Origin of the sequence: Neptuniibacter marinus (assembly GCF_001597725.1) — a bacterium.
In the GTDB taxonomy this organism is placed as follows: domain Bacteria; phylum Pseudomonadota; class Gammaproteobacteria; order Pseudomonadales; family Balneatricaceae; genus Neptuniibacter; species Neptuniibacter marinus.
In genome coordinates, this window is the sequence record NZ_LUTR01000009.1 from 84,045 (window position 1) to 108,046 (window position 24,002).

A 24,002-nucleotide genomic window follows, 5' to 3' on the forward strand; every position below is an offset into this window, starting at 1 on the left:
CCTTATTATTCATGCTGGATAGTTTCATCTAATTGATGACATATATCTTCTTGCAGCTTTTGGCACACATTGGGATCCGAAAGCGGGGTTCCTTCTTCATCAGTGATAAAAAAGAAATCCTCTACTTTTTCGCCGACACTTGTAATTCGGGCCTTTCGAACCGAGAGATTATGTTCGGCGAAAATGCCACCTATACGTGCTAAAAGGCCAGGCCTGTCGGGCGTGATAACTTCTAAAACAGTCTGCTGGGAAATTGAGTCGTTACTTAAATATACTTGTGTAGGTGTGGCAAAGAGTTTCATTTGGCGAGGTACACGCCGTTGGATAATCTCTGGGTAATCATCCGGGTCATCGAGCTCCTCAATAAGACGTTCTTTGATTCTGGAGAGATGATCAGGGTTTTCTGATAGAGGGGTGTTGTCGTCCGATAAGACTGTGTAGGTATTTAGCACCTCTCCACCGTCAGTCACTATGATTCTAGCGTCTTGAATGTTTAGGTGAAGCTGATCCATTGTTGCAACAGTGGCCGCAAAGAGATTCTTGAAATCTTCGCTGTAGATAAAGATCTCAGTTGCTCCCTCAAATGCACGGTGTGATGTTTGTCTTATTAGAACGAGAGGTTCGTGGGGCCTATCATGTTCAATAATTGCCTTTGTGTGCTCGGCAATGCTCTGTGATGTTTCCCGGAGAAAATAATCATCTCCAATAGATTCCCATAGCTCTTTAAATGCGTCTGCCTCCACTCCTTGGCGTTTGAGAATAACCAGTGCTTCGTTTTGTATCTGTTCAATACGGTCTTCTTTGTTTATTGGGTTTTCTAAGCCGCGTCTTAATGCGCGTTTAGTATCTGTGTAAAGCTTGCGCATTAAGGTTGCGCGCCAGCTATTCCAAAGCGTCTGGTTTGTGGCGTTAATATCGGCAATAGTTAATACATAAAGGTAATCTAAGTGGACAACGTCACAGACTTGTTTAGCGAACCGATGGATGACTTCTGGATCTGATATGTCTTTTCGTTGTGCTGTCATTGACATTAGCAGGTGGTTTCTGACTAACCAAGCAACAAGGTGGCTGTCCCATTTTCCTAAATGGTGCTTTTCGCAAAAAGACAGTGCATCTTCTGCTCCTAAGTCGGAATGGTCACCACCTCGGCCTTTTGCTATGTCGTGGAAAAGTGCTGCAATATAGAGAAGTTCAACCTTGGGAAGGTGGTTGACTATTCGATGAGCTATAGGGAACTCCTCTCGTGCATCGTTGTGCCTAAATTGTCTACAGTTTTGGATGACCTTCATGGTATGTGCATCCACGGTATAAATATGAAATAGGTCGTGCTGCATCTGACCTATGATTTTACCGAATGCAGGTAAGTATCGTCCTAATATCCCATAACGGGTCATGAGTTTGAGCTGAGTAGAGACGCGTTCAGGAGAGCGCATCAATTCCATAAATAGACTGGTGTTGCGTATATCGTTTCTGAAGTCGCCATCTACTCGATGGCGATTGGCGCGTATAAGTCGGATTGTAGATGCCCTAACGCCTGCTATGTTTTCGTTTTGCGCGAGTAATACAAACAATTCCATTAATGCAAAAGGGTGGTGTTCGAAAACTTTGTCGTAGGTAACTTCTATGAAATCGTTGTGTATTTGGAAGCGATTGTTTAGTGGTTTGATAACCTGTTCTTCGTTAGCACGCAGGATCGCTTCATCGAAATGTTGTAGAAGTAAGCCGTTAAAAACCGACATTGCCATTGCTATGCGGTAGTACTTACTCATAAATTGTTCAACAGCTAGTTTCCCATCTTTATCTTGGTAGCCAAAGAAGTCAGCTAGCTCGCGTTGGTGATCAAATAAAAGACGGTCTTCACGCCGTTTGCACAGCATATGGAGGGCGTATCTGACTGACCATAGATAGAGTTCACCTTTGTTTAAAATATCGAGTTCTGATTCGGTTAGAAAGCCATCTTCTACTAAGTCACGAATATATGTAGAGCCAAAATGCCGTTTAGCAACCCACCCGATGGTTTGTAGGTCGCGTAAGCCGCCTGGAGAGTTTTTGAGGTTAGGTTCTAAGTTATATTCTGTGTTGTTTGTTTTCGAATGACGGTCTTTCTGTTCTTTTGATTTGGCAAGGAAAAACTCTTTATCGGTCCAAGCGCCTTCAGAGGTGACTTTGTCGTACATCTCTGAGTGTAAACCGTCATTGCCGATCAGTGTTCTAGACTCAATGAGGTTGGTTGCGATGGTGATGTCATTTTGAGCTTCGTTGTAGCATTCGCTCAGTGTTCGGACGCTAGAACCTATATCTAAGTTTATATCCCAGAGAAACGTTAAAAAGCCACTGATTGAGTCGTGATGTTCTTCTGGGTTTAGTTTGTCGCTTAACAGTATAAGTAGATCGATATCGGAATGAGGGTGGAGTTCTCCGCGACCATAACCTCCAACAGCAATCAGTGCGATCTGGTTTTCAGGCCATTCGAACTGCTCCCAGGCTGTTTGTAGAATGCGATCAATCTCCCAGGCGCGCCCATAGACAAGTTTTCTAATGTCTTCGCCAGCTTTGAAGCGCTCGTCAAGGTTTTGATTAATCTCTTTTAGTGCGTCTTTATAAACAGGAATTTGGGATGTTGCTGAAGCGAGTTTGTTTTTGAAATCGCTGAGATTAATAATCTCTGTTTCGGCAAGCTGCTGTTGTAAAGTAATTGGCATTACATACGACCTTTTATTGAATGCGGCACTAATTTTATAGGTATAGATTAAATTGTATCATCAGGTCTGAGTGTTAAGACTTCATAACCATCTGCCGTCACCAATATGGTGTGCTCCCATTGTGCGGAAAGGCGACGATCAGATGTTTCCACTGTCCAACCATCTTTCTTTGAAAGCTTAACTTGGCGTTTGCCCGCGTTGATCATTGGTTCAATAGTGAAGATCATCCCTTCTTCTAAAATATCGCCGGTGTCAGGTTTACCATAATGCAATACCTGAGGTTCTTCGTGGAACTCAGCGCCTATGCCGTGTCCGCAGTATTCGCGTACAACAGTATAGTGGTTTTGCTCAGCATAGGTTTGTATGGTGTGACCAATATCACCTAAGCGAGCACCTGGTTTGACCAATCTAATCCCTCTATACATGCATTCTAATGTTACATCGACCAGTCTACGTGCATGTGGAAGCTCTTTGCCAACAAAAAACATTTTGCTTGTATCGCCATGATAGCCGTCCTTAATAACTGTAATATCAATATTGATAATATCGTTGTTTTTAAGGGGTTTGTTGTTGGGGATGCCGTGGCAGACGACATGGTTTACAGATGTGCAGATTGATTTTGGGAAGCCATGATAATTGAGTGGTGCGGGAATGGCTTGCTGTTCGTTGACAATATAGTCGTGACAGATTTGATTGAGTTCTTCGGTGGTGACGCCGACTTTAACAAAAGGTTCTATCATGACTAAAACATCGGCAGCTAAGCGGCCTGCGATGCGCATTTTTTCGATCTCTTCTGGGGTTTTAATCTTGATGCTCATAGCTGCCGAAGTATCCTTTTAATTCTTGTGAGTACTGTATGTAAAAAATATCTGGATGGGGATTGTATCAATCAACGGAGGTTAAAAGAAATAAGCTTTATCTCTATAGGTAGTTATGGTATAAATCCGCGCTCAATTTGCATAAGCAAAAATATCACACACGTGCCGACACAATATTCAGGGTGCCTTCGGGTTGAATATTGGGGTTCGTGGAGGTCTAACCCAAAACATTTAGGAAAAAATAATGGCTAAAACTACTATGCGTGACCTGCTTAAAGCAGGCGTTCACTTCGGTCACCAGACTCGTTACTGGAATCCGAAAATGTCAAAATTCATTTTTGGCGCTCGTAACAAAATCCATATCATCAACCTTGAGCACACACTTCCTGCTCTTAATGGTGCATTGGATAGCATCCAGAATATGGCATCTAACAAAAATAAAGTTCTTTTTGTTGGTACTAAACGTGCAGCAAGCAAAATCATTAAAGAAGAAGCTAGCCGTGCATCTATGCCATACGTTAACCACCGTTGGTTAGGTGGTATGCTGACTAACTACAAGACTATTCGTCAGTCTATCCGTCGTCTTCGTGACCTAGAATCACAGAGCCAAGACGGTACGTTTGAAAAGCTAACTAAAAAAGAAGCTTTGATGCGTCAGCGTGAAATGGAAAAGCTAGAGCGTTCTATCGGTGGTATTAAAGAGATGGGCGGTTTGCCTGATGCTCTTTTTGTAATCGATGTTGATCATGAGCGTATCGCTGTAAATGAAGCAAACAAGCTAGGTATCCCTGTTATCGGTGTTGTTGATACTAACAGTAACCCTGATGGTATTGACGTTATTATTCCTGGTAACGATGATGCGTTGCGCGCTATTCAGATTTACGTTAAGTCTGCTGCTGATGCATGCCTTGAAGGTTCAGGTGCTGGCGCTGGCGACAAAAACGAATTCGTAGAAGTTGAAGAGACGCCAGCTGCGGCTGAGTAATCTGACTGTAAACACAGTTAATTATTCTCTTTGATGACTTAAAGAGGGGGCTTGGCCCCCTTTTTTGGATTTTTTGATTAATCCACGGCTATTTAATTAGGGGTATCGATAATGGCGAAGATTTCCGCTGCAATGGTTAAAGATCTGCGTGACCGTACTGGTCTAGGCATGATGGAATGTAAAAAAGCGCTTCAGGGCACTGATGGCGATGTAGATAAAGCGATCGAAGAACTACGTAAAGCGTCTGGCATGAAAGCAGCTAAAAAAGCGGGCCGTACGGCAGCTGAAGGTGTTGTTTTAGTTAAAGTTGCAGATGACAATAATTATGCAGTTGCGGTAGAAGTTAACTCTGAAACTGACTTTGCTGCGCGTGATGAAGGTTTTCTAGCGTTTTCAAATGTTGTGCTTGATAAAGCGTTTGCTTCTAAAGAAACTAATGTTGAAGCGTTGATGGCTGGTGAGTTGACGGATGCACGTGATGCGTTGGTTCAGAAAATTGGTGAGAACATCGGTGTACGTCGTGTCTTCTTAGTTGAAGGTGGTGTTGTTGCTGCTTATGTACATAGTAATAATAAGATTGCTGCAGTTGTTCAGCTTGAAGGCGGTAACGCTGAAACGGCTAAAGATATTGCTATGCATGTTACTGCGGTTAATCCTCAGGTTGTAAGTAAAGAAGATATGCCTGAAGATGTGGTAGCTAAAGAGAAAGAGATCATTCTTGCTCAGCCAGATATGGCGAGTAAGCCAGCAGAAATTGCTGAGAAAATGGTTTTAGGTCGTATTAATAAATTCTTGGCTGAGAATAGCTTGGTAGAGCAAGCATTCGTTAAAAATCCTGAACTTAAAGTAGGTCAGGTTGCTAAAGATGCCGGTGCGACTGTTAAATCTTTTACTCGCGTAGAAGTGGGTGAAGGTATTGAAGTTGAAGATGTGGATTTTGCTGCTGAAGTTGCTGCTCAATTGAACGGCTAACTTGCTGTAAAACCTTCCGATTGCGCATGTTCTGCATGCGCAATCCTCCCTTTTCCTGATACACTATCCTGATCTCAATTTCTGCGGAGATAGACGGATGCCATCTACCGAAAAACGGTCCAAATATAAACGTATTCTGCTCAAGTTGAGCGGCGAAGCCCTAATGGGCGAAGAAAGCTTTGGTATTGATTCCAATGTCCTCAATCGAATGGCGCTTGAAATCGGCCAGTTGGTTGGAATAGGTGTGCAAGTGGGTATGGTGATTGGTGGCGGGAATTTATTCCGCGGTGCCGCACTTAATGCTGCTGGCTTAGATCGAGTTACCGGTGATCACATGGGAATGTTAGCTACGGTTATGAATGCATTAGCTATGCGCGATGCTTTAGAACGTAGCAATATTAATACACGTGTTATGTCTGCAATTCCTATGAGTGGTGTCGTTGATCATTATGATCGTCGTAATGCGATACGTTACTTGAATCAGGGTGATGTAGTTATTTTTGCCGCTGGCACAGGTAACCCATTTTTCACTACAGATTCTGCCGCTTGTTTGCGTGGTATAGAAATTGATGCAGATGTTGTTTTAAAAGCGACAAAAGTTGATGGTGTATATACTGCCGATCCAGTTAAAGATCCAACGGCGCGCCGATACCTTCATCTAAATTATGATGAAGTTCTGGAGCAACAGTTGGGTGTGATGGATCTGACGGCGATATGTTTAACGCGCGATCATGATATGCCTGTTCGTGTATTTAATATGAATAAATCAGGTGCTTTGGCCAACCTAGTTGTAGGTGGTAATGAAGGCACATTGATTGATTGCAGTGAAACGGTTGGAGAAAAATATGCTGAATGAAATTACTCAGGATGCTTCCGAACGCATGCAGAAGAGCTTAGATGCTCTAGTAAATAATTTTAAAAAGATTCGTACCGGCCGCGCGCATCCAAGTATTTTGGAAGGTGTGCAGGTTTCTTATTACGGATCTGATGTGCCTTTAAGTCAGGTTGCTAATATCTCTGTTGAAGATGGCAGAACATTGTCTATTGTGCCTTGGGAAAAACCTATGGTACCTGTGATTGAAAAAGCAATTATGACATCAAACTTAGGGCTCAATCCTGCAACGGCTGGTGAAAATATCCGTGTTCCTATGCCGCCTTTGACAGAGGAAACACGCAAAGGTTACATAAAGCAGGCTCGTTCAGAAGCTGAGAATGCGCGTGTCTCTGTACGTAATATTCGCCGTGATGCTAATGGTGACTTGAAGGATCTTCTGAAAGAGAAGGAGATTACTGAGGATGATCAGCGCCGTGGTGAAGATCAGATTCAGAAGATTACGGATAAGTATGTTGCTGAAGTGGATGCGCTTTTGGAGCAGAAAGAAAAAGATCTAATGGAAATTTGATCGTAGCAGCGGTGCTGTAAAGTGCCGCTGAACTTATGTCATGAAATCTACTAATAGCCCGTCTAGTCTAGCTGCGAAAACGCCGCGACATATTGCCATTATAATGGATGGTAATAATCGCTGGGCGAAAGAACGGCGCCTACCAGGTCTTGCCGGGCATAAAGCTGGTGTTGACTGCGTCCGTTCCACTATCGAAGGCTGTATTGAGTCTGGAGTGGAAGTGTTGACGCTTTTTGCGTTTAGTTCTGAAAATTGGAAACGACCTCCCCTTGAAGTTAAAGGGCTAATGGAGTTGTTTAAATTAGCTCTAGATCGCGAAGCTAGACGATTACTGAAAAACAATATTCGTTTACGAGTGATAGGGGATAAGTCTGCTTTTAGTGCTTCTCTACAGAAAAAAATTGAGAAAGTTGAAGTGTTGACTGAAAAATGTACAGGCCTTCAGCTAAATATTGCAGCAAACTACGGTGGTCGCTGGGATATAGTCAATGCCGCTCAACAAGTCGCTGAGCAGTGTGTGCAAAATAAAATATCGCCTGCTGATATTACTGAAGAGTTATTGTCCGCAGCGGTAACGCTTGATGAATTACCTGAGCCTGACCTTTGTATTCGCACAGGTGGTGAAAAGCGCATAAGTAATTTTCTTATTTGGCAATTCGCATATACCGAACTTTATTTCTCTGATGCTTATTGGCCTGATTTCGATAAATCTCACCTATTGGCTGCTATTGATGATTTTGGTCGTCGGCAGCGTCGTTTTGGGCGTACCAGTGAGCAAGTAGAGGCTGAGATGAATGCTTAAACAGCGCATAATTACGGCGATGGTTCTTGCGCCTCTGGCGTTGTTTGGTGTTTTTGGTCTTCCTTTCTCTTTCTTTGTCTTTTTAATGGATGCGGTTATATTGTTGGCTGCATGGGAATGGGCTAATCTTGCTGGTTTTAAGAAGGGTTGGGTGAAAGTAGCCTATGTGTGCCTTGTGGCTGTCGTTGTAGGTTTGTGCCACTATCAATATCAGACTATAGATGCCTTTTATGTTTTTTTTCTTGCTATTGTCTTTTGGTTTATTGCGCTCTTTTGGGTGTATAGATTTCCCCGTGTATCTAGTTGGGGCTCAGTCTTAGCTCGAGGTCTGATTGGTTTTATTGTCCTTCTGCCTTGTTGGTTTGCGTTTGTTGAAATGAAGTCCGTAGAGCAGGGTGATCAGTTGATTTTTTTACTGTTATTGCTTGTCTGGGGAGCGGATGTCGGTGCTTATTTTGCGGGCAAGCGTTTTGGTCGCACAAAATTAGCGCCCAGTGTGAGCCCTGGAAAGACACGTGAGGGTTTGTATGGAGGTTTAGTTGCATGTTTTGCTGTTGCGGTTATTTATAGTTTTATTGCTGGGGCGGCATCAGTCAGTATCTTTCCTTTAGTTATTATGGCGCTGCTGACGGGGTTGATTTCAGTCTTAGGTGATCTTTTTGAAAGTATGCTAAAGCGTCATCGAGGCATTAAAGATAGTAGTCAATTGTTGCCTGGGCATGGGGGGGTGTTGGACCGTATCGATAGCATTACCGCCGCTTCGCCACTGTTTATATTAGGAATGCAGTATTGGGTGCTTGTGTAATATGGAATTTCTGCATACTGTTTTTATCACCATTCTCACCTTAGGTATTTTAGTTACTATTCATGAATGGGGACATTTTTATGTTGCGCGTAGGTGCGGCATTAAGGTCTTAAAGTTTTCGATCGGTTTTGGTAAGGCTTTATATACTTGGCGTGATAGGCAGGGCACTGAATTTGCTATTGCTGCTATCCCGTTGGGTGGTTATGTGAAAATGCTAGATGAGGGAGAGGCTGAGGTTGCTCCTGAACAGTTAGATCAAGCGTTTAATCGTAAACCGGTCTTGCAGCGGATGGCTGTTGTGGCTGCGGGTCCTGCAGTTAATCTTATCTTTGCTGTTCTGGCTTATTGGTTTATGTATCAATCGGGTGTTTCTACCGTCGTACCTGTGGTGGGTACGCTGATTGAAGGCTCTATTGCGGATACAGCTAATATACCTGCGAATAGCGAAATTTTATCTGTTGATGGTGATGAAACCCTATCTTGGGATGAAGTAAATTTAAAGCTGGCTTCTCGTGTTGGTGAAAGTGGCTCTTTGGTGCTTACTGTAAGGCCCGTTGATAAAGTGAATGTCGTACCTGAAGAGTATGTTATAGATCTGAAACAGTGGCATATTGACCTTGAAAATGAGTCGCCATTAACTGCGTTAGGTTTGGTCCCTTGGCGACCAGAGGTGCCGGCAATTATTGGTCGTTTAGTTGAGGATGGGCGAGCTAAAGCTGCAGGGCTTCAACTAGGAGACAAGGTAGTAAGTGTAAATGCAGATGTAGTTGATGATTGGTATGCTTTAGTTGATGTGGTGAGAGCGAGCCCTAATACGCAGTTAACGCTTCAAGTGCAGCGTGGTGTGGAATTGCGCGAACTGGTTTTATCTCCTGCGCTTAAAGTAGATCAAGCGGGTGGTTCTTATGGTTATATAGGAGCGGCTGCACAGCCTGTAGATTGGCCGCAAGAGTATAAGCGTGAGCTGCATTATGGTTTTTTTGATGCTCTGATTAAGGCATTTAACAAAACTTTACAGATGATTTCTTTGACCCTTGATTCTATCTGGAAGATGATTGAAGGGGTAATATCTGTAAAAAACTTGAGTGGTCCTATAACCATTGCTAAAGTGGCCAGTGCTTCTGCAGCCTCTGGCTTAGAATCCTATGTGAGTTTTTTAGCTTACCTGAGTATTAGCTTAGGTATATTGAATTTATTGCCGATTCCTGTTTTGGATGGCGGGCACCTTCTTTACTACACAGTTGAGTTGTTGAGAGGGAAGCCAGTCAGTGAACGAGTTCAATTTTTAGGATTGAAGATAGGGATGGCAATGCTGTTAACGCTTATGTTAGTAGCTCTGTTTAACGACTTTATGCGGTTGTGATATTAAGTTACAGTCGGTTTTATTTTTATAATGGATAAGAAGTACTTCATGAAACGCGCCATTGGACTTCTGGTTACGCTTTTTCTTTGGGCCTCATTGGCTCAAGCAAACACATCATCTTTCGTGGTTGAAGATATTCGCTTGGAGGGATTACAGCGAGTATCACCAGGTATAGTTTTTAGGAACTTTCCGATTACAGCAGGGGATCAGGTTGATTCTTTGGTTTTAGCGGACGCTTCACGGAAACTGTTTGAGTCTGGTTATTTTGATGATATTGAATTGTTACGTGATGACTCTGTCCTGATTTTACAGCTTCAGGAGAGACCCTCAGTCAGTTTGATTCGATTAGATGGTAACAAAGTTCTTGAATCTGATGCGTTGTTAGATGGTCTTAAGCAGACTGGATTGCAAGAGGGTGATGTTTTTAAACGTTCCACCTTGGAGCAGATTAAGCAGGATATTGTTCGAGTATACTCATCACAAGGGCGTTATGGTGCAAACGTTGAAACTGATGTTGAAACGTTACCGGGTAATCGTGTTGCTCTAAACATAAATATTAAAGAGGGACAGGTTGCGACGATTCAGCATATAAATATTGTGGGTAACAGTGTTTATACTGATGAAGAGTTAACGGACCTATTTTCCTTGAAACTCCCTAATTTTTGGTCTTTCTTTAAAAAGGACGATCGTTATGCGAGACAAAAACTGTCTGCTGATATCGAACGTCTTCGCTCTTATTATCTCGATAGCGGTTATGTGAACTTTTCTATTGATTCGACACAAGTTTCAATTACACCTGATAAAAAGCATGTCTATATAACCGTTAATGTCACTGAAGGCGAAAAATACACCGTTCGTGATGTAGATATTGCGGGTGAGATGGTTGTGCCGGAAGTTGAATTGAAGAAAGTGATTCGTGTTGAGAAAGGTCAGACTTTTTCTAGACGTTTAATTACTGAGTCACAAGAAGCATTGAGTAATAAAATTGGCGATGTAGGTTACATGTTTGCCAACGTATCTCCTGCACCTGAGTTACATGATGATAATACTGTTACCGTGAAGTTTTTCCTTGATCCGGGTAAGCGTACCTATGTGCGTAGGATTGCTATCAGAGGTAACACGCGTACGGCAGATGATGTTATTCGTCAGCACTTAAAACAGATGGAAGCGGCGGTAGCATCGAACGAGTTGATTGAACAATCTAAGCTGCGATTAGAAAAAACAGGATATTTTAAGGCTGTTAGTGTCGAAACTATCCCTGTTCCAGGGAGTACAGACCTTGTCGATGTGCAGTATTCAGTTGAAGAGCAACAATCAGGTTCCTTCTCTGCAAGTTTAGGTTTCTCTCAAACCTCAGGTATCATTCTGGGCTTCCAGCTGCAGCAAGATAACTTCTTAGGTACAGGTAAGAAAGTCGGTATAGGTATCTCTAATAGTGATACTTTAACGGAATATTCATATAGTTTTGTTGATCCGTACTATACGGTAGATGGCGTAAGCCGAGGCTTTAACCTTTACTACCGTGAACGAGACTTTGACGAAGATAATACGAGTGCATTCTCTACCGATGAGATTGGCGGTGGTGTTAACTTTGGTTATCCGATTGATGATTATCAGCGTTTGAATTTTGGCCTAAATGTTGAGCAGGTCACTATCAATACAAATTCTTCTGAAACGCCAGATGAGATTAATCAGTATCTTCTGGATGAAGGAAATGATTATTTTAATATGAACTTCACGGGTTCGTGGAGTAGTAACCATCTTAATAGGGGTTATTTCCCAACTAAAGGTTATTCCCAAAGTGCATCTCTTGAAGTCAGTATCCCTGGAAGCGATTTAAGCTATTACAAGGCGTTGTATAATGCTAAATGGTATCGCCCTCTAACTGAAGATCGTAATTGGGTGCTCTCAATGAAGGGGCGTCTCGGTTACGGTGGTGAATTGGGCGATAATGAATATCCGTTTTACAAGCACTTTTATGCAGGTGGTTTAAAGACAGTTAGGGGTTACGAGCAAAATACCTTAGGTCCACGTGATACAAACGATGACCCGTTTGGTGGTGATGTGCTCATTACAGGTGGGGTTGAGCTTATTTTCCCAATGCCGTTTGTAAAAGATAAGTCATCATGGCGTACGCTGTTCTTTGTGGATGCAGGTAATGTTTTTGATACAAGTTGTTCATCAGTTGCATTATCAGGTAATTGTGAAGATGGGGTGAAGTTGGATGAACTTCGTTATTCAGCAGGTATAGGTCTTAGTTGGCTAACTCCTATTGGTCCGCTATCTGTTGCTCTAGCGACACAGTTAAATGATAAGGCTGGGGATGATACTGAAGTGTTCCAGTTTGCATTAGGTCAAACTTTCTAAGGGATAAGATATGAATTATAAATCGTTGTTAGGCTTTATTTTGGTTGCAGGCATGAGCTTTTCTGTGCATGCAGAGAAAATAGCAGTATTAGGCGTACAGCAGGCGCTGTTAGCTTCTTCAGCGGCTGCGGATTTCCGAGGAAAGCTGAAAAGTGAATTTTCTAAAGAAGAAAAGTCGCTGTTAGATTTAGAAAAGCAAGTTAAGGCTGCTCGAGATAAAGTTACAAAGAATAAAGACCTTGCTTCTGCGGAAGAACTGAAAAAAATGAAAATACAGTTTCAAAAAGTATTTGCTCAGTATCAGCGTAATGGTCAAGCCTTACAGCAAAAGCGGATGGAGCGTGAACAAGCGTTTATTCAGGAGATGCGTCCTAAACTTGATAAAGTGATTCGTGAGCTAATTGAAAAAGAAGGCTATGATGTGGTTTTAGCAAAACAGGCAACGCTTTTTGCAAAGAAAGAGGTTGATATAACGCCGCGTGTTGTTGAACTTTTAAATAAGCAATAGGCTTATATGGGTTCATGAAAAATCATCATTACACGCTTAGTGATATTGCGACGTTTCTTTCGGCAGAGTTTGTTGGTAATGCTGATTATAAATTGAGCTCAGTATCTACATTGCAATCGGCGTCGTCGACTCAACTCTCTTTTATAGCAAATAATCGCTATCAGAAGTATTTGCGTACGACCCAGGCTGGCGCAGTTATTCTGTCGCCAGCAGATCTTGAAAGCTATTCAGGCAATGCTATTTTAGTTGATGACCCTTATTTGGCTTACGCTAAAATAAGTCACCTGTTTTCTTCAGCTCAAAAATTATCACAAGAGATATCACCTTCTGCATATGTTCATCCTACGGCTGTTGTGAGTAAAACTGCCTCTGTGGCTGCCGGAGCTCATATAGGCCCCAGCTGTACAATTGGTGATAATGCTACTGTCGGTGTTAATTCAGTTGTAGGTGCAGGATCAAGTGTTGCAGATAATACTGTGATCAATGCTAATGTGACGATCTACCATAATGTGAAAATTGGCGCTAACTGCCTAATTCATAGCGGTGTAGTTTTGGGGGCGGATGGATTCGGGTTTGCTAAAGATGGTGATAACTGGGTGAAAATCGCTCAGTTAGGTGGTGTCAGCATAGGTGATAATGTTGAAATCGGTGCGGGTACAACCATTGATCGTGGTGCTTTAGATGATACTGTTATCGAAGATGGTGTGATTTTAGATAATCAGATTCAAATCGCTCATAATGTTACAATTGGCAAAAATAGTGCGTTAGCCGCTTGTACTGCAGTGGCTGGTAGCACTAAAATTGGCGCCCAGTGCACAATTGCTGGAGCTTGTGGAATTACAGGTCATTTGACGATTGCTGATGGCTCACACATTACTGCAATGTCGCTTATTACAAAATCCATATTGAAGCCGGGTGTATATTCATCAGGTACGGGAATGTTACCGAATAAAATGTGGAAAAAAAATGTTGTTCGTTTTCGACAGCTGGATCAAATGGCGCGTCGAATTAAGTCTATTGAAGACGAGATTATTGAGATTAAGGGTTCGTAAGAAATGATGGATGTGAATGAAATTCGGGAATATCTTCCGCATCGGTATCCTTTCCTTTTGGTGGATAGGGTGTTGGAGCTAGAAAAAGGAACGTCCATTGTTGCGATTAAAAACGTTACAGTTAATGAACCCTTTTTTAATGGACATTTCCCCGACTATCCTGTGATGCCTGGTGTTTTAATTGTTGAAGCTATGGCGCAGGCTGCAGGTATTCTCGGTTTTAAAACAATGGATAAAACGCCACAAGATGGATCTATCTACTATTTTGTGGGTGCGGATAAACTACGCTTCAAACGTCCTGTAGTTCCAGGTGATCAGTTAAAGTTAGAGGCGACTGTTGTATCTGAACGTCGAGGTATTTGGAAATTTGATGTGCGTTCATCTGTCGACGGTGATACGGTAAGTACTGCAACTATTTTGTGTGCTGATAGAAAGGTTTAAGTCTTGATCGATTCTCGTGCTGTTATAGATCCCTCTGCAAAGCTGGCCAGTGATGTTGCTGTAGGGCCGTGGTCTCTTATTGGACCTGATGTCGAAATCGGTGCGGGTACAGTTGTTGGGCCTCACGTTGTTATAAAAGGCCCAACGACAATTGGCAAAAACAATAAGATTTTCCAATTTGCTTCGGTGGGTGAAGATTGCCAAGATAAAAAGTATGCAGGTGAGCCAACCAAATTGGTTATCGGTGATAATAATATCATTCGAGAAGGTGTAACTATTCACCGAGGTACAGTGCAAGATGCGGGGGTTACTCAAGTAGGTAGTGATAACCTTTTTATGGCCTATGCGCATGTGGCACACGATTGCATTGTTGGTGACCATGTCATTATGGCCAATAATACGGCCATTGCTGGGCATGTTCATGTCGGTGATTGGGCTGTTCTTGGTGGGTTTACTGCCGTGCACCAGTTTTGCCATATTGGTGCGCATGTCATGTGCGGGACCAGCACTGTAGTGCTCAAAGATATCCCTGATTACATTATGGCCAATGGTAATACAGCAGCCCCTCATGGTATTAATGTTGAAGGTTTGAGGCGAAGAGGTTTTTCAGCTGATGCTATTGCCAATTTACGCCGCGCCTACAAGATTATTTACCGCAAAAAATTGACTATTGCTCAAGCGCTAGTTGAGCTACGGGAGCTTGCGGAAAGCTGTCCCGAAGTCCTATCTCTGATTCACTCTATTGAATTATCAAGCCGCGGCATTATTCGCTAGGAGAAACTATGCCGAATCCTCTGCGAATAGGCATTGTTGCGGGAGAAGCCTCAGGTGATATTTTAGGCGCGGGCCTTATCCGATCACTTAAAACCAAGTTTCCAGATCTTATCGTTGAAGGTATAGGTGGTGAGCTTATGCAGGCTGAGGGCTGTATATCTCGTTACCCGATGGAACGTTTATCTGTGATGGGGCTAGTTGAAGTTCTTGGTCGATTGTTTGAGCTGCTTAAAGCCCGTAGAAAGCTTATCCAATATTTTATCGATAATCCCCCAGATGTTTTTATTGGTATTGATGCGCCGGACTTTACCCTTCATATGGAAGGTCGTTTGAAAGCGGCAGGAATTCCAACGGTTCATTATGTAAGTCCCTCTGTTTGGGCGTGGAAACGTAAGCGTATTTTTAAAATAAAGCAAACTACAGATTTAGTACTAGCTTTGTTTCCCTTTGAGCCCGCTTGTTATCAAGAAACAGGTCAGAGAATTGAGTTTGTTGGTCACCCATTAGCAGATCAGATTGTAAATGATCCGTCTCTTCAGGATCCTCGGGCTTTATTTAGTATTAGCGAGTCTCAGCGAGTTGTCGCGCTGTTACCGGGTAGTAGGGGGAGTGAGATAAAATATCTGGCTGAACCTTTTTTACAGACAGCAAGATGGTTAGCGGAAAAAGAGCCAGATTTGCTTTTTCTTTTGCCGGCGGCGAATGAGCAGCGATTCAATGAGCTTGAAGCTTTACTTAATGAGAGCTTTTCTGGGCTTAATGTTAGATTAGTACTGCAGCAATCTAGGCAAGTTATGGCTACTGCTGATGCAATCTTGATCGCTTCAGGTACAGCAACACTCGAAGCGACTATTTTGAAAAAACCGATGGTTGTGGCCTATAAAATGGCATCATTAACTTATGCTATTTATTCCCGAATGATTAAATCTCGTCATATATCATTACCTAATTTGCTGGCTGATGAAGCGTTGGTCCCAGAAATTTTACAGGATGATGTGACCCCCAGAATTTTAGGCGAGGCGCTATTAAAAGCTCTGAATGATCACTCTTATATTGATTATGTGCAGAAGCGTTTTGAAGATGTTTATACTCAGTTGCATCAAGATGCTGATGAGCGAGCCGCATCTGCGATCGTTAAATTGCTTGAGGATAAAGGAGTGCTGTAATGGATGGTTTTGATTTTGGGAAAGGGAAGCGGGTAGCCGGTGTTGATGAGGTTGGTCGAGAAAGTTTACATTGTGTGGTGAGTGTCTAATTTCTATGTTAAAGATGTTTCTTTTTAATAGTTCTTGTCAGTATATGGCTAAAGAAATTCATGGTATTGGGAATATATGGATATTGTTGCGGGAGTAGATGAGACTGGTAGAGGTTCAGCATGTTTTGAGCTTTTAGCGGCAAGTTGTATCTTGGATCCAAATAAGCCCATACAAGGGCTAACAGATTCTAAAAAGCTAAGCGCTAAACGTAGAGAGCAATTGGCAGAAGAGATCAAAGATAAGTCCATAGCTTTCTGCATTGCAGAAGCAAGTGTTATAGAGATTGAAAACTTGAATGTGCTTCATGCGACTATGTTAGCAATGCAGAGGTCTGTAGAAGGCCTCAACGTCATTCCTAATTTGGTGCTGGTTGATGGTAATCGGCTCCCTGAACTATCTATTCCGGCTGAAGCTATTATCAAAGGCGATTTAAAGATACCTGCTATTTCTGCAGCATCTATTTTAGCAAAAGTAGAAAGGGACAGAAGACTTAAGCTTTACGATGCTAAGTACCCAGAGTATGGTTTCGCTGCACATAAAGGTTATCTGACTAAGAAGCACATGGATGCTCTTAAAAAGTATGGTCCATGCCCTCAACATAGAAAGTCCTATAAACCTATACGCCAACTTTTAGAGGAAAAGAATATTGGCTAAAAAAAAGGGTCTTTTCAAAGGAGGGGGGAGGTCAGTCTTAGACAAGATGTTGAGACCACCTTTTACACCAGATCAAACAACGATTGATACTTCCCTTTCGGCACTAGAGAAGCGTGCTGAAGCTAGAAATACCCTTCCTTTACTTTCTTTAACTTTGTCGCTTAAAGCTAAAGCAAGGAAAGACAAATCAGTAGTTTCTTTTAAAGAAAATTATGCGGATCTTAGTGCTAAGTACCCTGGGCAGGATTTGCTAATTAAACAACTATGTTTAGGTTATGAACTTCATTATGCGGGGAGAATAATAAATACAAGTGAGTGCGATAGAATTAGAGATTCTATATATTATTTTGTTGAGTTTTTAAATGACACTTCTTTTTCTTTAAATAAAAAAGTAACAGCAGTTAGTGAAATAGATATTTTTACATGTAAGGCTTATGTTAATTGGATAAATTTAGGATTTGATACAACGTCTCCTAGAAAAAGTTATAGCTCAATAAAAAGAAGCGTTTTGGCGTTAAAGAAAAATACGGTACGAATGAAAAAATTGGCCAAGTTTTTTCTTGGCCTCCTGGTCCGGCCAAAAATGAAAATCCAACAGAAGGAATTGGGTTAAAAGGATATAAAGAACTTTCTAATGTATGTAAAGCTGAAATAAAAGAAGTTATGGCTTTGCATTCATTGTATAAAAATATCCATTTACATGAAGAACCTTTTAAAGGTGAAGTATGGAATTTAAATAACATAATGTATTTACTTCGAGATTCAGAGCTTGGAGAAAAAAGAACTGATGAGGAACTTATACGAAAAGGCTTAGCTTATAAGACTAAAAATAGGGATGGCTTTCTTAAAGCAGAAGGAATGTCAGTTGATGATGTAGTTGAATTATGGAAATTAAAAGGTCCAGAACTAGCGAAGAAAGGTGTGGTTCCTGATCGAAATGCAAAAAAGAACGTAATATGGAATTTGGAAAATTTGATGACGTGGGTTGAATACCTGCTTAGAAATAGTAAATATAGAGATTCTAATATCAAGATAAATATGCGTAAAAGGATATCTCGTTCAAAGCCGAAAAAGTGGATCGAAGAAAATGAATTAACTGTTGATACCGTTTTAAACATTTATAATGAAAGTGGTCAAGAGTTGGTGAAAAAAGGAAGATCACCTTATAAAGATAAAATCCCAAAAATAGATGGTATATGGGGTGGGCCTAAAGAGAAAAGTAAATTCTTTAAAAAGTTACTAGTAACACTTAAATGTGAATTTAAAGAATTTCCTTTTTATATGAGTTTGGAGGATGGTGGTAAGTTTTTTAAACTGAGACAGAATTTATCTCTGATAGATAAGATCGAAGATGAAAAGAAAGAGATATATGAATTAGCAAGAAAGTGTGTAGAGATCGCTAGGTGGCCTTTTTTTGGGGAGATGTCATTTAGACAGTCTGTTTACGGTGCAATGCACTTTGTTGCTGAAACTATCTATCCATTTTATCTGCTTGTTATGCTTAATACTGGCTGGAATTCTGAATCGATTTTGGCAATAACTGATGATGTCGATAAGCATGTTGAACCAGACCTTATTGACCCAGATAACTATGTGGTAATTATTTCTACAAAAAAAAGAGGTCAGAGTAGTAAGAAGGACGGTGCTAAGAATATATATCATAGGTGCAATAAACATGAAAAATTTGGGACATATAGATTACTTAAGTATGTTGAATCAATTGTCATTAAGTATCGCGAGAGCCCTCATTATATAAAGGGGAGACTTTGGCAGTATGCTATACCAAATGGTAGTCATCGTAAAAACTTAATAAATTTGATGGGGTCTGCTAGCTCTGATATATATTATATGTCGTTGAGATTTATTGAAAGAAATGATTTTAAATTTATTACCGAGAAAACTCTTGACCATAAAAAAGTAAGGTCAGGCTACTCTAGCGCTCGCGAAGCATTGGGATTGACTGAATTCGAAATAAGAGAGGATCTTGACCATGAAGGTTACGAGACGACTTCAGTAAGTTATGCTTCAGATAGAAGTAGCAATAAAATTAAGGATATCAAAATAGCTGAAATTCAGAAGCAATTCGTAGAGGAAGTAAATGATATAAAGATTAAGAAAGTTACATCAATGACCTTGTCATCAATGCGTAAAGCCATCAATGATTCTAAAGATGAATTGGACCGGATAAATATAATTAACTCTTCTGTTAAGAAAACTGGCCTTCCTTCACAAACTATCATTCATCTTCTTGATGTTGACTCACAAAAATATATTTCCGCTTGTGAAAATTCTATGGCCCCTACTTGGCCTAATCATGAACGGTTTGTGAAGAAAGGCCAGAAGTGCAGATTTTTTAATAAATGTTGTTTGTGTGATAAATCTGTTTTATTTCCAGAAGCACTACCATATGTTGCTAAGAGGGTTCTTGTTTTAGAAGAATTGAAGGACCAATTGTCGGGTGTTGACTGGATTGTGAATTATGGTGATGAATTTGATGCTTGGAGTCAAATTCTTGATGTGTGGAGTAATAAATCAGAGGTAGAAGAAGCCAAAAAATTGGCTTCATCCGGCTCGGTGTTTTTGCCGCATTTATTACGTGGTGTATGAAATGAGTAATTCAATATATTATGACGCAGTTACTCGATTACAGGAAAAATATAAGACAGAAGATCATCAAACTGAGTTACCTGAGTTACCTGAGTTACCTGAGTTACCTGAGTATTCCAAGTTTCAAGCAGGGGATAGTATTAAATGTTCCTATGCTGGTACATCTGTTCATTCATTTTTAGAGTTAGACGAAGTGGCTTGGTCTTCGCTTCAAGTAAGTAGTATTAGTAATTTTGATGATCTTATATGGGATTGGAGTAAAGATTGCAGCCCTATAAATAAGCATGTCGCACGGTTTCATTGGGAACGTAAAATATCTGAGAATAGCAATCTATCAGACTCTGAATATGCGCCCTTGCTTAGGGTTTTAAAAATTCTTTTGTTCTATCAACTTCCTAATAATGCACTAGTTAAGAATATAAATTCATATTCTACAAGTTTGAGTTCAGGTAAAGCCCTTTTTGAGTTGGCAAAAATATTAATTAAATGTGGAGTATTTGTTGATCAAGAGGGGAATGGGAGTTATATAAATTCGTTTAGCTTAAGTAAAATTTTATTTTATAAGTGTTTGTATGAAATAGATTCTCCTGCCAAGCAATATTCAATTGCTAGTCAAGTTTATCATTGGCAGGAATTGAGTCAGGCAAAATTAATTCCTGATGATTTTACATTGAATAATATTTTAATTTCTTATGATGAGTTAAAAGTATTCCGTATGGCTTTTGACAGTAATAAAGGCCAGTGGCAACCTATACCCATTGATACTTTGTCTGAGATGATTACATTTAGTTGTGATTATATTTATAAATATTCAGAACGAATATTGGATGCTTATGATGTTTTCTTTCCATTGCTTAGTTCTGAAAAATCTACCTGCGATGATGATTTTGATTGGGATGATGCAATAGATTTTCTTCTTGAGGATGATTCAAGTTTATGGGGTGTTAAAGCTTTTAATGATGAATCTAAATCGTCAGGCTATTTTTCTTCTAGAAAAATTGTCAGGGAATGTAAAAAGAGAGGAGTTAAAACTTTATGTAAAGATAATGATTCGATAGAAGATGTTTTTCAAGAGATAAATAGTCTTGGTGTTGATGTTAATTCATTTTCTAATTCAGCGATTTATAATATCGCAAATATAAGGTATCGCGTTACTCATGCCTTATATCTTTTAAGAAGTTCTTGTACAGCTATTGTGTTGGCAACTACAGGGATGCGTAGGAGTGAATTCTCCTTTTTAGAGACGCAAAATTTTTGGTTAGATACGCAAAACAGAGATACTTACCGCTTGAAATTGAGAGTATTTAAAACCTCTGATTCACCTAAAGGTGATTGGGTTATAATTCCTATTCCGAAAGTTACTTATACGGCCTTGTGTATTTTAGATCGCCTTACTAAAGCTGCCAGAGTATATTCTGGTTCACCATATATTACACTAAACTATGCATCTCATTTTGGAACCGAGATTAACCCTAGTACGATCAATTCCTATTTAGAAAGTTTTTGTGAGGAATTAGGTGTTGATCATGTTCATCCTCATCAATTTAGAAAAACATTGGCTATGTTTGCCATATATAAAGATCATAGAAATATAGGTGTTATTAAACGTTTGTTTTCTCACAAAAGCCTCGCTATGACTTTGGCCTATATAGTTAAACTTCCCGGGATGTCGGATGAAATCAAAGCAGTTATTGTTGATAACAATAAATTACTGCTTTCTGAATTACTAGAAGCTATCGATACGAATGTGGTCGGCGGTGGAGCAGGGCTTAGAATTAAAAAATCAATAAAATCTAATCCCAAATTCATGAATCAATTGTATGATGACGGTTGGGAAACATTAGATCAATACATAGATGTGTTGCTAGATGAAGGGCTATCTCTACTTCATCGCGCCCCTTTGGATGTGATATGCACACGTGCTTATAGTGATATATCTTTAATTGGAATAGATACATGTACTTGCAATGTGGTTGATTGTTCATCTGCTGTATTTACTAGGAAGTCTATTAGTAAACTTCATGATGACATTCGTTTTCATTTGGATTTAGTATCGTCACGGAAGGACATCAGCGTTACTCAGACTGAATTCTCACAGAAGCAACTTAGAAACTGCTTAGATAGACTAGTTGAACTCGAAGGGCTCAAAAAAGTAGGTCAACAATATAATGCGCTTCTCCATCCGATAGGATTATCTATTCAGTATGAATCATGAGGATAAGGTTAAGTCGGTTTACCAAGCACTAGCTGAATTTTGGATTTCAGGTGTTAAAGAACCTAATATCAAGTTGTTAGCCCAAGAAGCAGGTGTTGCTCGGTCTACTTTGTATACGGCCCATCCCGACTGGTATGAAATTAGGTCTATTCTACGAACAGGCTCTTCTAACGAAAGGTTAAAGCGCGTATTACATGAGCTTAAGTCTGGAAAAGTTGAGGTCGATAGGCTGCAGGTCCGCTATCGTAAAATTGTATCGGATATAAAATCTTGCAAGGCCGATATAGATGGAATTAGGAATATTGGAGACATGGTTTACCAACAATTGATAGATCAAGTACATAAGTACGCGCTTCTTGCTAAAAATTCTCCTAATCAGAGAGATTAAATCAGCAAGTTACTATCTGAATTGTCTTCTTTCACACGTACTGTTGAACACCTCACATCTGAAAACAAGCTTTTAAAAGCGCAGCAGGATTTACCCGAGAGCATTGGGATCCTCCCTCATAGGAAGGTTATCAATGTTATTATGAAATCAGATCTCCATTGTGATTTGTTCACCCGTTCCTTAGATAGAGTTAATGATATTGACGACTTGTTTATTGGTAAACATGATTCTCAAGTACCTAGGGTTGTGTACGTATTATGTGGCAACTTCTTATCAGGAAAGTCTTCATGGATTAAAATACACCAGCCCAGTGTATCTGGTGTAAACCTTTATTTGGACGGTCTAAATCATACGAAAGCCATCCGAACGGTTATTATTAAAAGGATTAAGAAGCTTTCGCCAGGCTGTCGTATCGTTTGTGTCAGGCTATTAACACCAATGGATATTTGTTTGGAACGCTTTAAAAAAGTTAAGGCAGGTGGTAAAGCCTTTGATCTATCGGAGTCCTGGATTTATAAAGTTGAGGACGCTTTTGAAGAAGTTGATGTACATGAAGGTTTCTCGTCTATTGAGTGTGTCGTTTATTCATTATGAAATCTGGCGATCAAACATTTTTAACCTTTCAGCAGTTTGTTTCTTTGCGTGACAAACAAGGGGACTGGTTAAGTTTTGTAGACAGAAGCAGTAGTAGGCTTAATCGGACTAAAATTGCTAGGGAATGTGGTTTTGGAAGAGGTGTTTTTTTTCAGAATGAAAAGATTAAGGCCCTCTTAGCTTCCACAGAAGCACGGCTTAAAGAAAATGAAATCCTTTATTCGATTTCTAAGGACATGATTAGCCCGGTTCTCATTCCTAGTAATCAAAGTGAAATTGATCTGTTACGTGCAACTGAGCATGAATTGATGCTTCTTTGTCAGAGTATCTCAGATACACGGGATTGGCTAACAGAGTTCGTATCAAAAATTAATGAACTAGATTGAAGTTATTGCCAATGATTTTGCAGACAAGTGATGGGCTGCTGGACGTATCCGGTTATGAGAAAAAGGGTGTCCCAGTTTACTTTACAGATGATCATTTACTCTTGGAAGGCCCAACCTACTGGATCGCGGAGGTATCTAAAATTCGTTCGAAAAGTATTCGAACACTATCAGACTACTCCACCATATTAGCGCGTTATCTGCAGTGGCTTGATGATCAAGGGTATGGAAGCCTAAATTGGCAGAACATAGACAGAAATATTATAGACTCTTATACCTGTCATTTATTAATTTCGCGGAATAGTTTGGGAAAGCCGCGAGACAGTACCATCGAAAGTTACATGGCTAAGATTGCTAGCTTCTATAAATGGGCTACCAAAAATGGTTATAAGCACTATTGGGATATGGAGCGTGAGATAAAAACATGCTTTGTTGACAGTGCTATGATGGTTTTGGATACAGTAGATGTTGAAATAAATTGAATTAGCTCAGACTAGATCTGACACATCATCTTGAAAAAGAGAGAGTTACCCGTTTTGATAAAGGTGTCGAATCTTAAATCAAAACAAAAGGTAACTCTCATGATCCATACTAACAATCCAATCATTAAACACAAAGCTGGCTTGCTGAATTTGGCAGAAGAGCTTGGGAATGTGTCCAAAGCATGCAAAGTCATGGGCGTATCACGAGATACGTTTTATCGTTATCAGGAACTTGTTGAAGAAGGTGGTATCGATAGCCTGATCAACAAAAGCCGTAGAGCACCGAATCCCAAGAACAGAGTGGATGAAGCAACAGAACAAGCTGTCGTTGCTTATGCCATTGAACAACCCGCTGCACCGTACCAGTAATGAACTACGTAAGTCGGGTGTCTTTGTATCAGGTAGTGGCGTCCGTTCAATTTGGGTTCGAC

23 protein-coding genes and 1 pseudogene are annotated in these 24,002 nt (G+C 40.5%); 22 read left to right on the forward strand and 2 right to left on the reverse strand.

The genetic code is table 11. The features are described 5' to 3' along the window. Nucleotides 1–5: 5 nt before the first annotated feature. Nucleotides 6–2,702: a [protein-PII] uridylyltransferase gene (locus A3774_RS08550; protein WP_067866202.1), complete on the reverse strand. Its 2,697-nt coding sequence runs from the start codon at nucleotides 2,700–2,702 to the stop codon at nucleotides 6–8. A gap of 47 nt (nucleotides 2,703–2,749) precedes the next feature. Continuing rightward, nucleotides 2,750–3,520, reverse strand: a complete 771-nt coding sequence (map, locus tag A3774_RS08555) for a type I methionyl aminopeptidase (RefSeq protein WP_067866204.1) — start codon at nucleotides 3,518–3,520, stop codon at nucleotides 2,750–2,752. Nucleotides 3,521–3,764: 244 nt separating this feature from the next. Between map and rpsB the strand changes: the two genes are divergently transcribed. From rpsB to A3774_RS08665, 22 genes and pseudogenes are all read left to right on the forward strand, one after another. After that, nucleotides 3,765–4,505 (forward strand): 30S ribosomal protein S2, encoded by a 741-nt coding sequence (gene rpsB, locus A3774_RS08560; RefSeq protein ID WP_067866207.1) that lies wholly within the window; start codon nucleotides 3,765–3,767, stop codon nucleotides 4,503–4,505. Nucleotides 4,506–4,616: 111 nt separating this feature from the next. Next, nucleotides 4,617–5,477, forward strand: coding sequence for a translation elongation factor Ts (gene tsf, locus A3774_RS08565; RefSeq protein ID WP_067866209.1), 861 nt, complete (start codon nucleotides 4,617–4,619; stop codon nucleotides 5,475–5,477). A gap of 97 nt (nucleotides 5,478–5,574) precedes the next feature. Further along, nucleotides 5,575–6,333 (forward strand): UMP kinase, encoded by a 759-nt coding sequence (gene pyrH, locus A3774_RS08570; protein ID WP_067866211.1) that lies wholly within the window; start codon nucleotides 5,575–5,577, stop codon nucleotides 6,331–6,333. Next, nucleotides 6,323–6,880, forward strand: coding sequence for a ribosome recycling factor (gene frr, locus A3774_RS08575; protein WP_067866214.1), 558 nt, complete (start codon nucleotides 6,323–6,325; stop codon nucleotides 6,878–6,880). The genes pyrH and frr overlap by 11 nt, the downstream gene beginning before the upstream one ends. A gap of 40 nt (nucleotides 6,881–6,920) precedes the next feature. Further along, nucleotides 6,921–7,682: a polyprenyl diphosphate synthase gene (gene uppS, locus A3774_RS08580; protein WP_067866216.1), complete on the forward strand. Its 762-nt coding sequence runs from the start codon at nucleotides 6,921–6,923 to the stop codon at nucleotides 7,680–7,682. Beyond that, nucleotides 7,675–8,487: a phosphatidate cytidylyltransferase gene (locus A3774_RS08585; RefSeq protein WP_067866217.1), complete on the forward strand. Its 813-nt coding sequence runs from the start codon at nucleotides 7,675–7,677 to the stop codon at nucleotides 8,485–8,487. Before uppS ends, A3774_RS08585 begins: the two co-directional genes overlap by 8 nt. Before the next feature lies 1 nt (nucleotide 8,488). After that, a complete protein-coding gene (gene rseP / locus A3774_RS08590; RefSeq protein WP_067866219.1) occupies nucleotides 8,489–9,850 on the forward strand; it encodes an RIP metalloprotease RseP in 1,362 nt (453 codons plus the stop codon). Between the two features lie 48 nt (nucleotides 9,851–9,898). Next, complete coding sequence (bamA, locus tag A3774_RS08595) at nucleotides 9,899–12,217, forward strand: outer membrane protein assembly factor BamA (protein WP_067866221.1); 2,319 nt, start codon at nucleotides 9,899–9,901, stop codon at nucleotides 12,215–12,217. A 10-nt stretch (nucleotides 12,218–12,227) separates the two neighbouring features. Next, complete coding sequence (locus A3774_RS08600) at nucleotides 12,228–12,725, forward strand: OmpH family outer membrane protein (protein WP_067866224.1); 498 nt, start codon at nucleotides 12,228–12,230, stop codon at nucleotides 12,723–12,725. A 14-nt stretch (nucleotides 12,726–12,739) separates the two neighbouring features. Continuing rightward, nucleotides 12,740–13,777 carry a UDP-3-O-(3-hydroxymyristoyl)glucosamine N-acyltransferase gene (lpxD, locus tag A3774_RS08605; RefSeq protein ID WP_067866226.1) on the forward strand — a complete coding sequence of 346 codons (1,038 nt, stop codon included), beginning with the start codon at nucleotides 12,740–12,742 and terminating at the stop codon, nucleotides 13,775–13,777. A 3-nt stretch (nucleotides 13,778–13,780) separates the two neighbouring features. Next, nucleotides 13,781–14,218 carry a 3-hydroxyacyl-ACP dehydratase FabZ gene (gene fabZ / locus A3774_RS08610; protein ID WP_067866228.1) on the forward strand — a complete coding sequence of 146 codons (438 nt, stop codon included), beginning with the start codon at nucleotides 13,781–13,783 and terminating at the stop codon, nucleotides 14,216–14,218. Between the two features lie 3 nt (nucleotides 14,219–14,221). Then, on the forward strand, nucleotides 14,222–14,992 hold the full coding sequence (gene lpxA / locus A3774_RS08615) for an acyl-ACP--UDP-N-acetylglucosamine O-acyltransferase (protein WP_067866229.1): 771 nt from the start codon (nucleotides 14,222–14,224) through the stop codon (nucleotides 14,990–14,992). An 8-nt stretch (nucleotides 14,993–15,000) separates the two neighbouring features. After that, on the forward strand, nucleotides 15,001–16,158 hold the full coding sequence (gene lpxB / locus A3774_RS08620; protein ID WP_067866231.1) for a lipid-A-disaccharide synthase: 1,158 nt from the start codon (nucleotides 15,001–15,003) through the stop codon (nucleotides 16,156–16,158). Nucleotides 16,159–16,323: 165 nt separating this feature from the next. Continuing rightward, entirely contained in the window at nucleotides 16,324–16,902 is a 579-nt protein-coding gene (gene rnhB / locus A3774_RS08625; RefSeq protein ID WP_067866232.1) for a ribonuclease HII, read from the forward strand. Beyond that, nucleotides 16,895–17,515 carry a hypothetical protein gene (locus A3774_RS08630; protein WP_067866234.1) on the forward strand — a complete coding sequence of 207 codons (621 nt, stop codon included), beginning with the start codon at nucleotides 16,895–16,897 and terminating at the stop codon, nucleotides 17,513–17,515. Before rnhB ends, A3774_RS08630 begins: the two co-directional genes overlap by 8 nt. A gap of 50 nt (nucleotides 17,516–17,565) precedes the next feature. After that, nucleotides 17,566–19,509 carry a hypothetical protein gene (locus A3774_RS08635; protein ID WP_067866236.1) on the forward strand — a complete coding sequence of 648 codons (1,944 nt, stop codon included), beginning with the start codon at nucleotides 17,566–17,568 and terminating at the stop codon, nucleotides 19,507–19,509. Nucleotide 19,510: 1 nt separating this feature from the next. Beyond that, nucleotides 19,511–21,724 (forward strand): site-specific integrase, encoded by a 2,214-nt coding sequence (locus tag A3774_RS08640; protein WP_067866239.1) that lies wholly within the window; start codon nucleotides 19,511–19,513, stop codon nucleotides 21,722–21,724. After that, nucleotides 21,714–22,112 (forward strand): hypothetical protein, encoded by a 399-nt coding sequence (locus A3774_RS08645; protein ID WP_067866241.1) that lies wholly within the window; start codon nucleotides 21,714–21,716, stop codon nucleotides 22,110–22,112. Before A3774_RS08640 ends, A3774_RS08645 begins: the two co-directional genes overlap by 11 nt. 141 nt (nucleotides 22,113–22,253) lie before the next feature. Next, nucleotides 22,254–22,706 (forward strand): hypothetical protein, encoded by a 453-nt coding sequence (locus A3774_RS08650; RefSeq protein ID WP_156473686.1) that lies wholly within the window; start codon nucleotides 22,254–22,256, stop codon nucleotides 22,704–22,706. Continuing rightward, nucleotides 22,703–23,092: a hypothetical protein gene (locus A3774_RS08655; RefSeq protein WP_067866245.1), complete on the forward strand. Its 390-nt coding sequence runs from the start codon at nucleotides 22,703–22,705 to the stop codon at nucleotides 23,090–23,092. Before A3774_RS08650 ends, A3774_RS08655 begins: the two co-directional genes overlap by 4 nt. Nucleotides 23,093–23,103: 11 nt before the next feature. Continuing rightward, nucleotides 23,104–23,571, forward strand: coding sequence for a site-specific integrase (locus A3774_RS08660; protein ID WP_067866248.1), 468 nt, complete (start codon nucleotides 23,104–23,106; stop codon nucleotides 23,569–23,571). 99 nt (nucleotides 23,572–23,670) lie between these two features. Then, a pseudogene (locus A3774_RS08665) lies at nucleotides 23,671–24,002 on the forward strand (helix-turn-helix domain-containing protein); the annotation flags it as partial.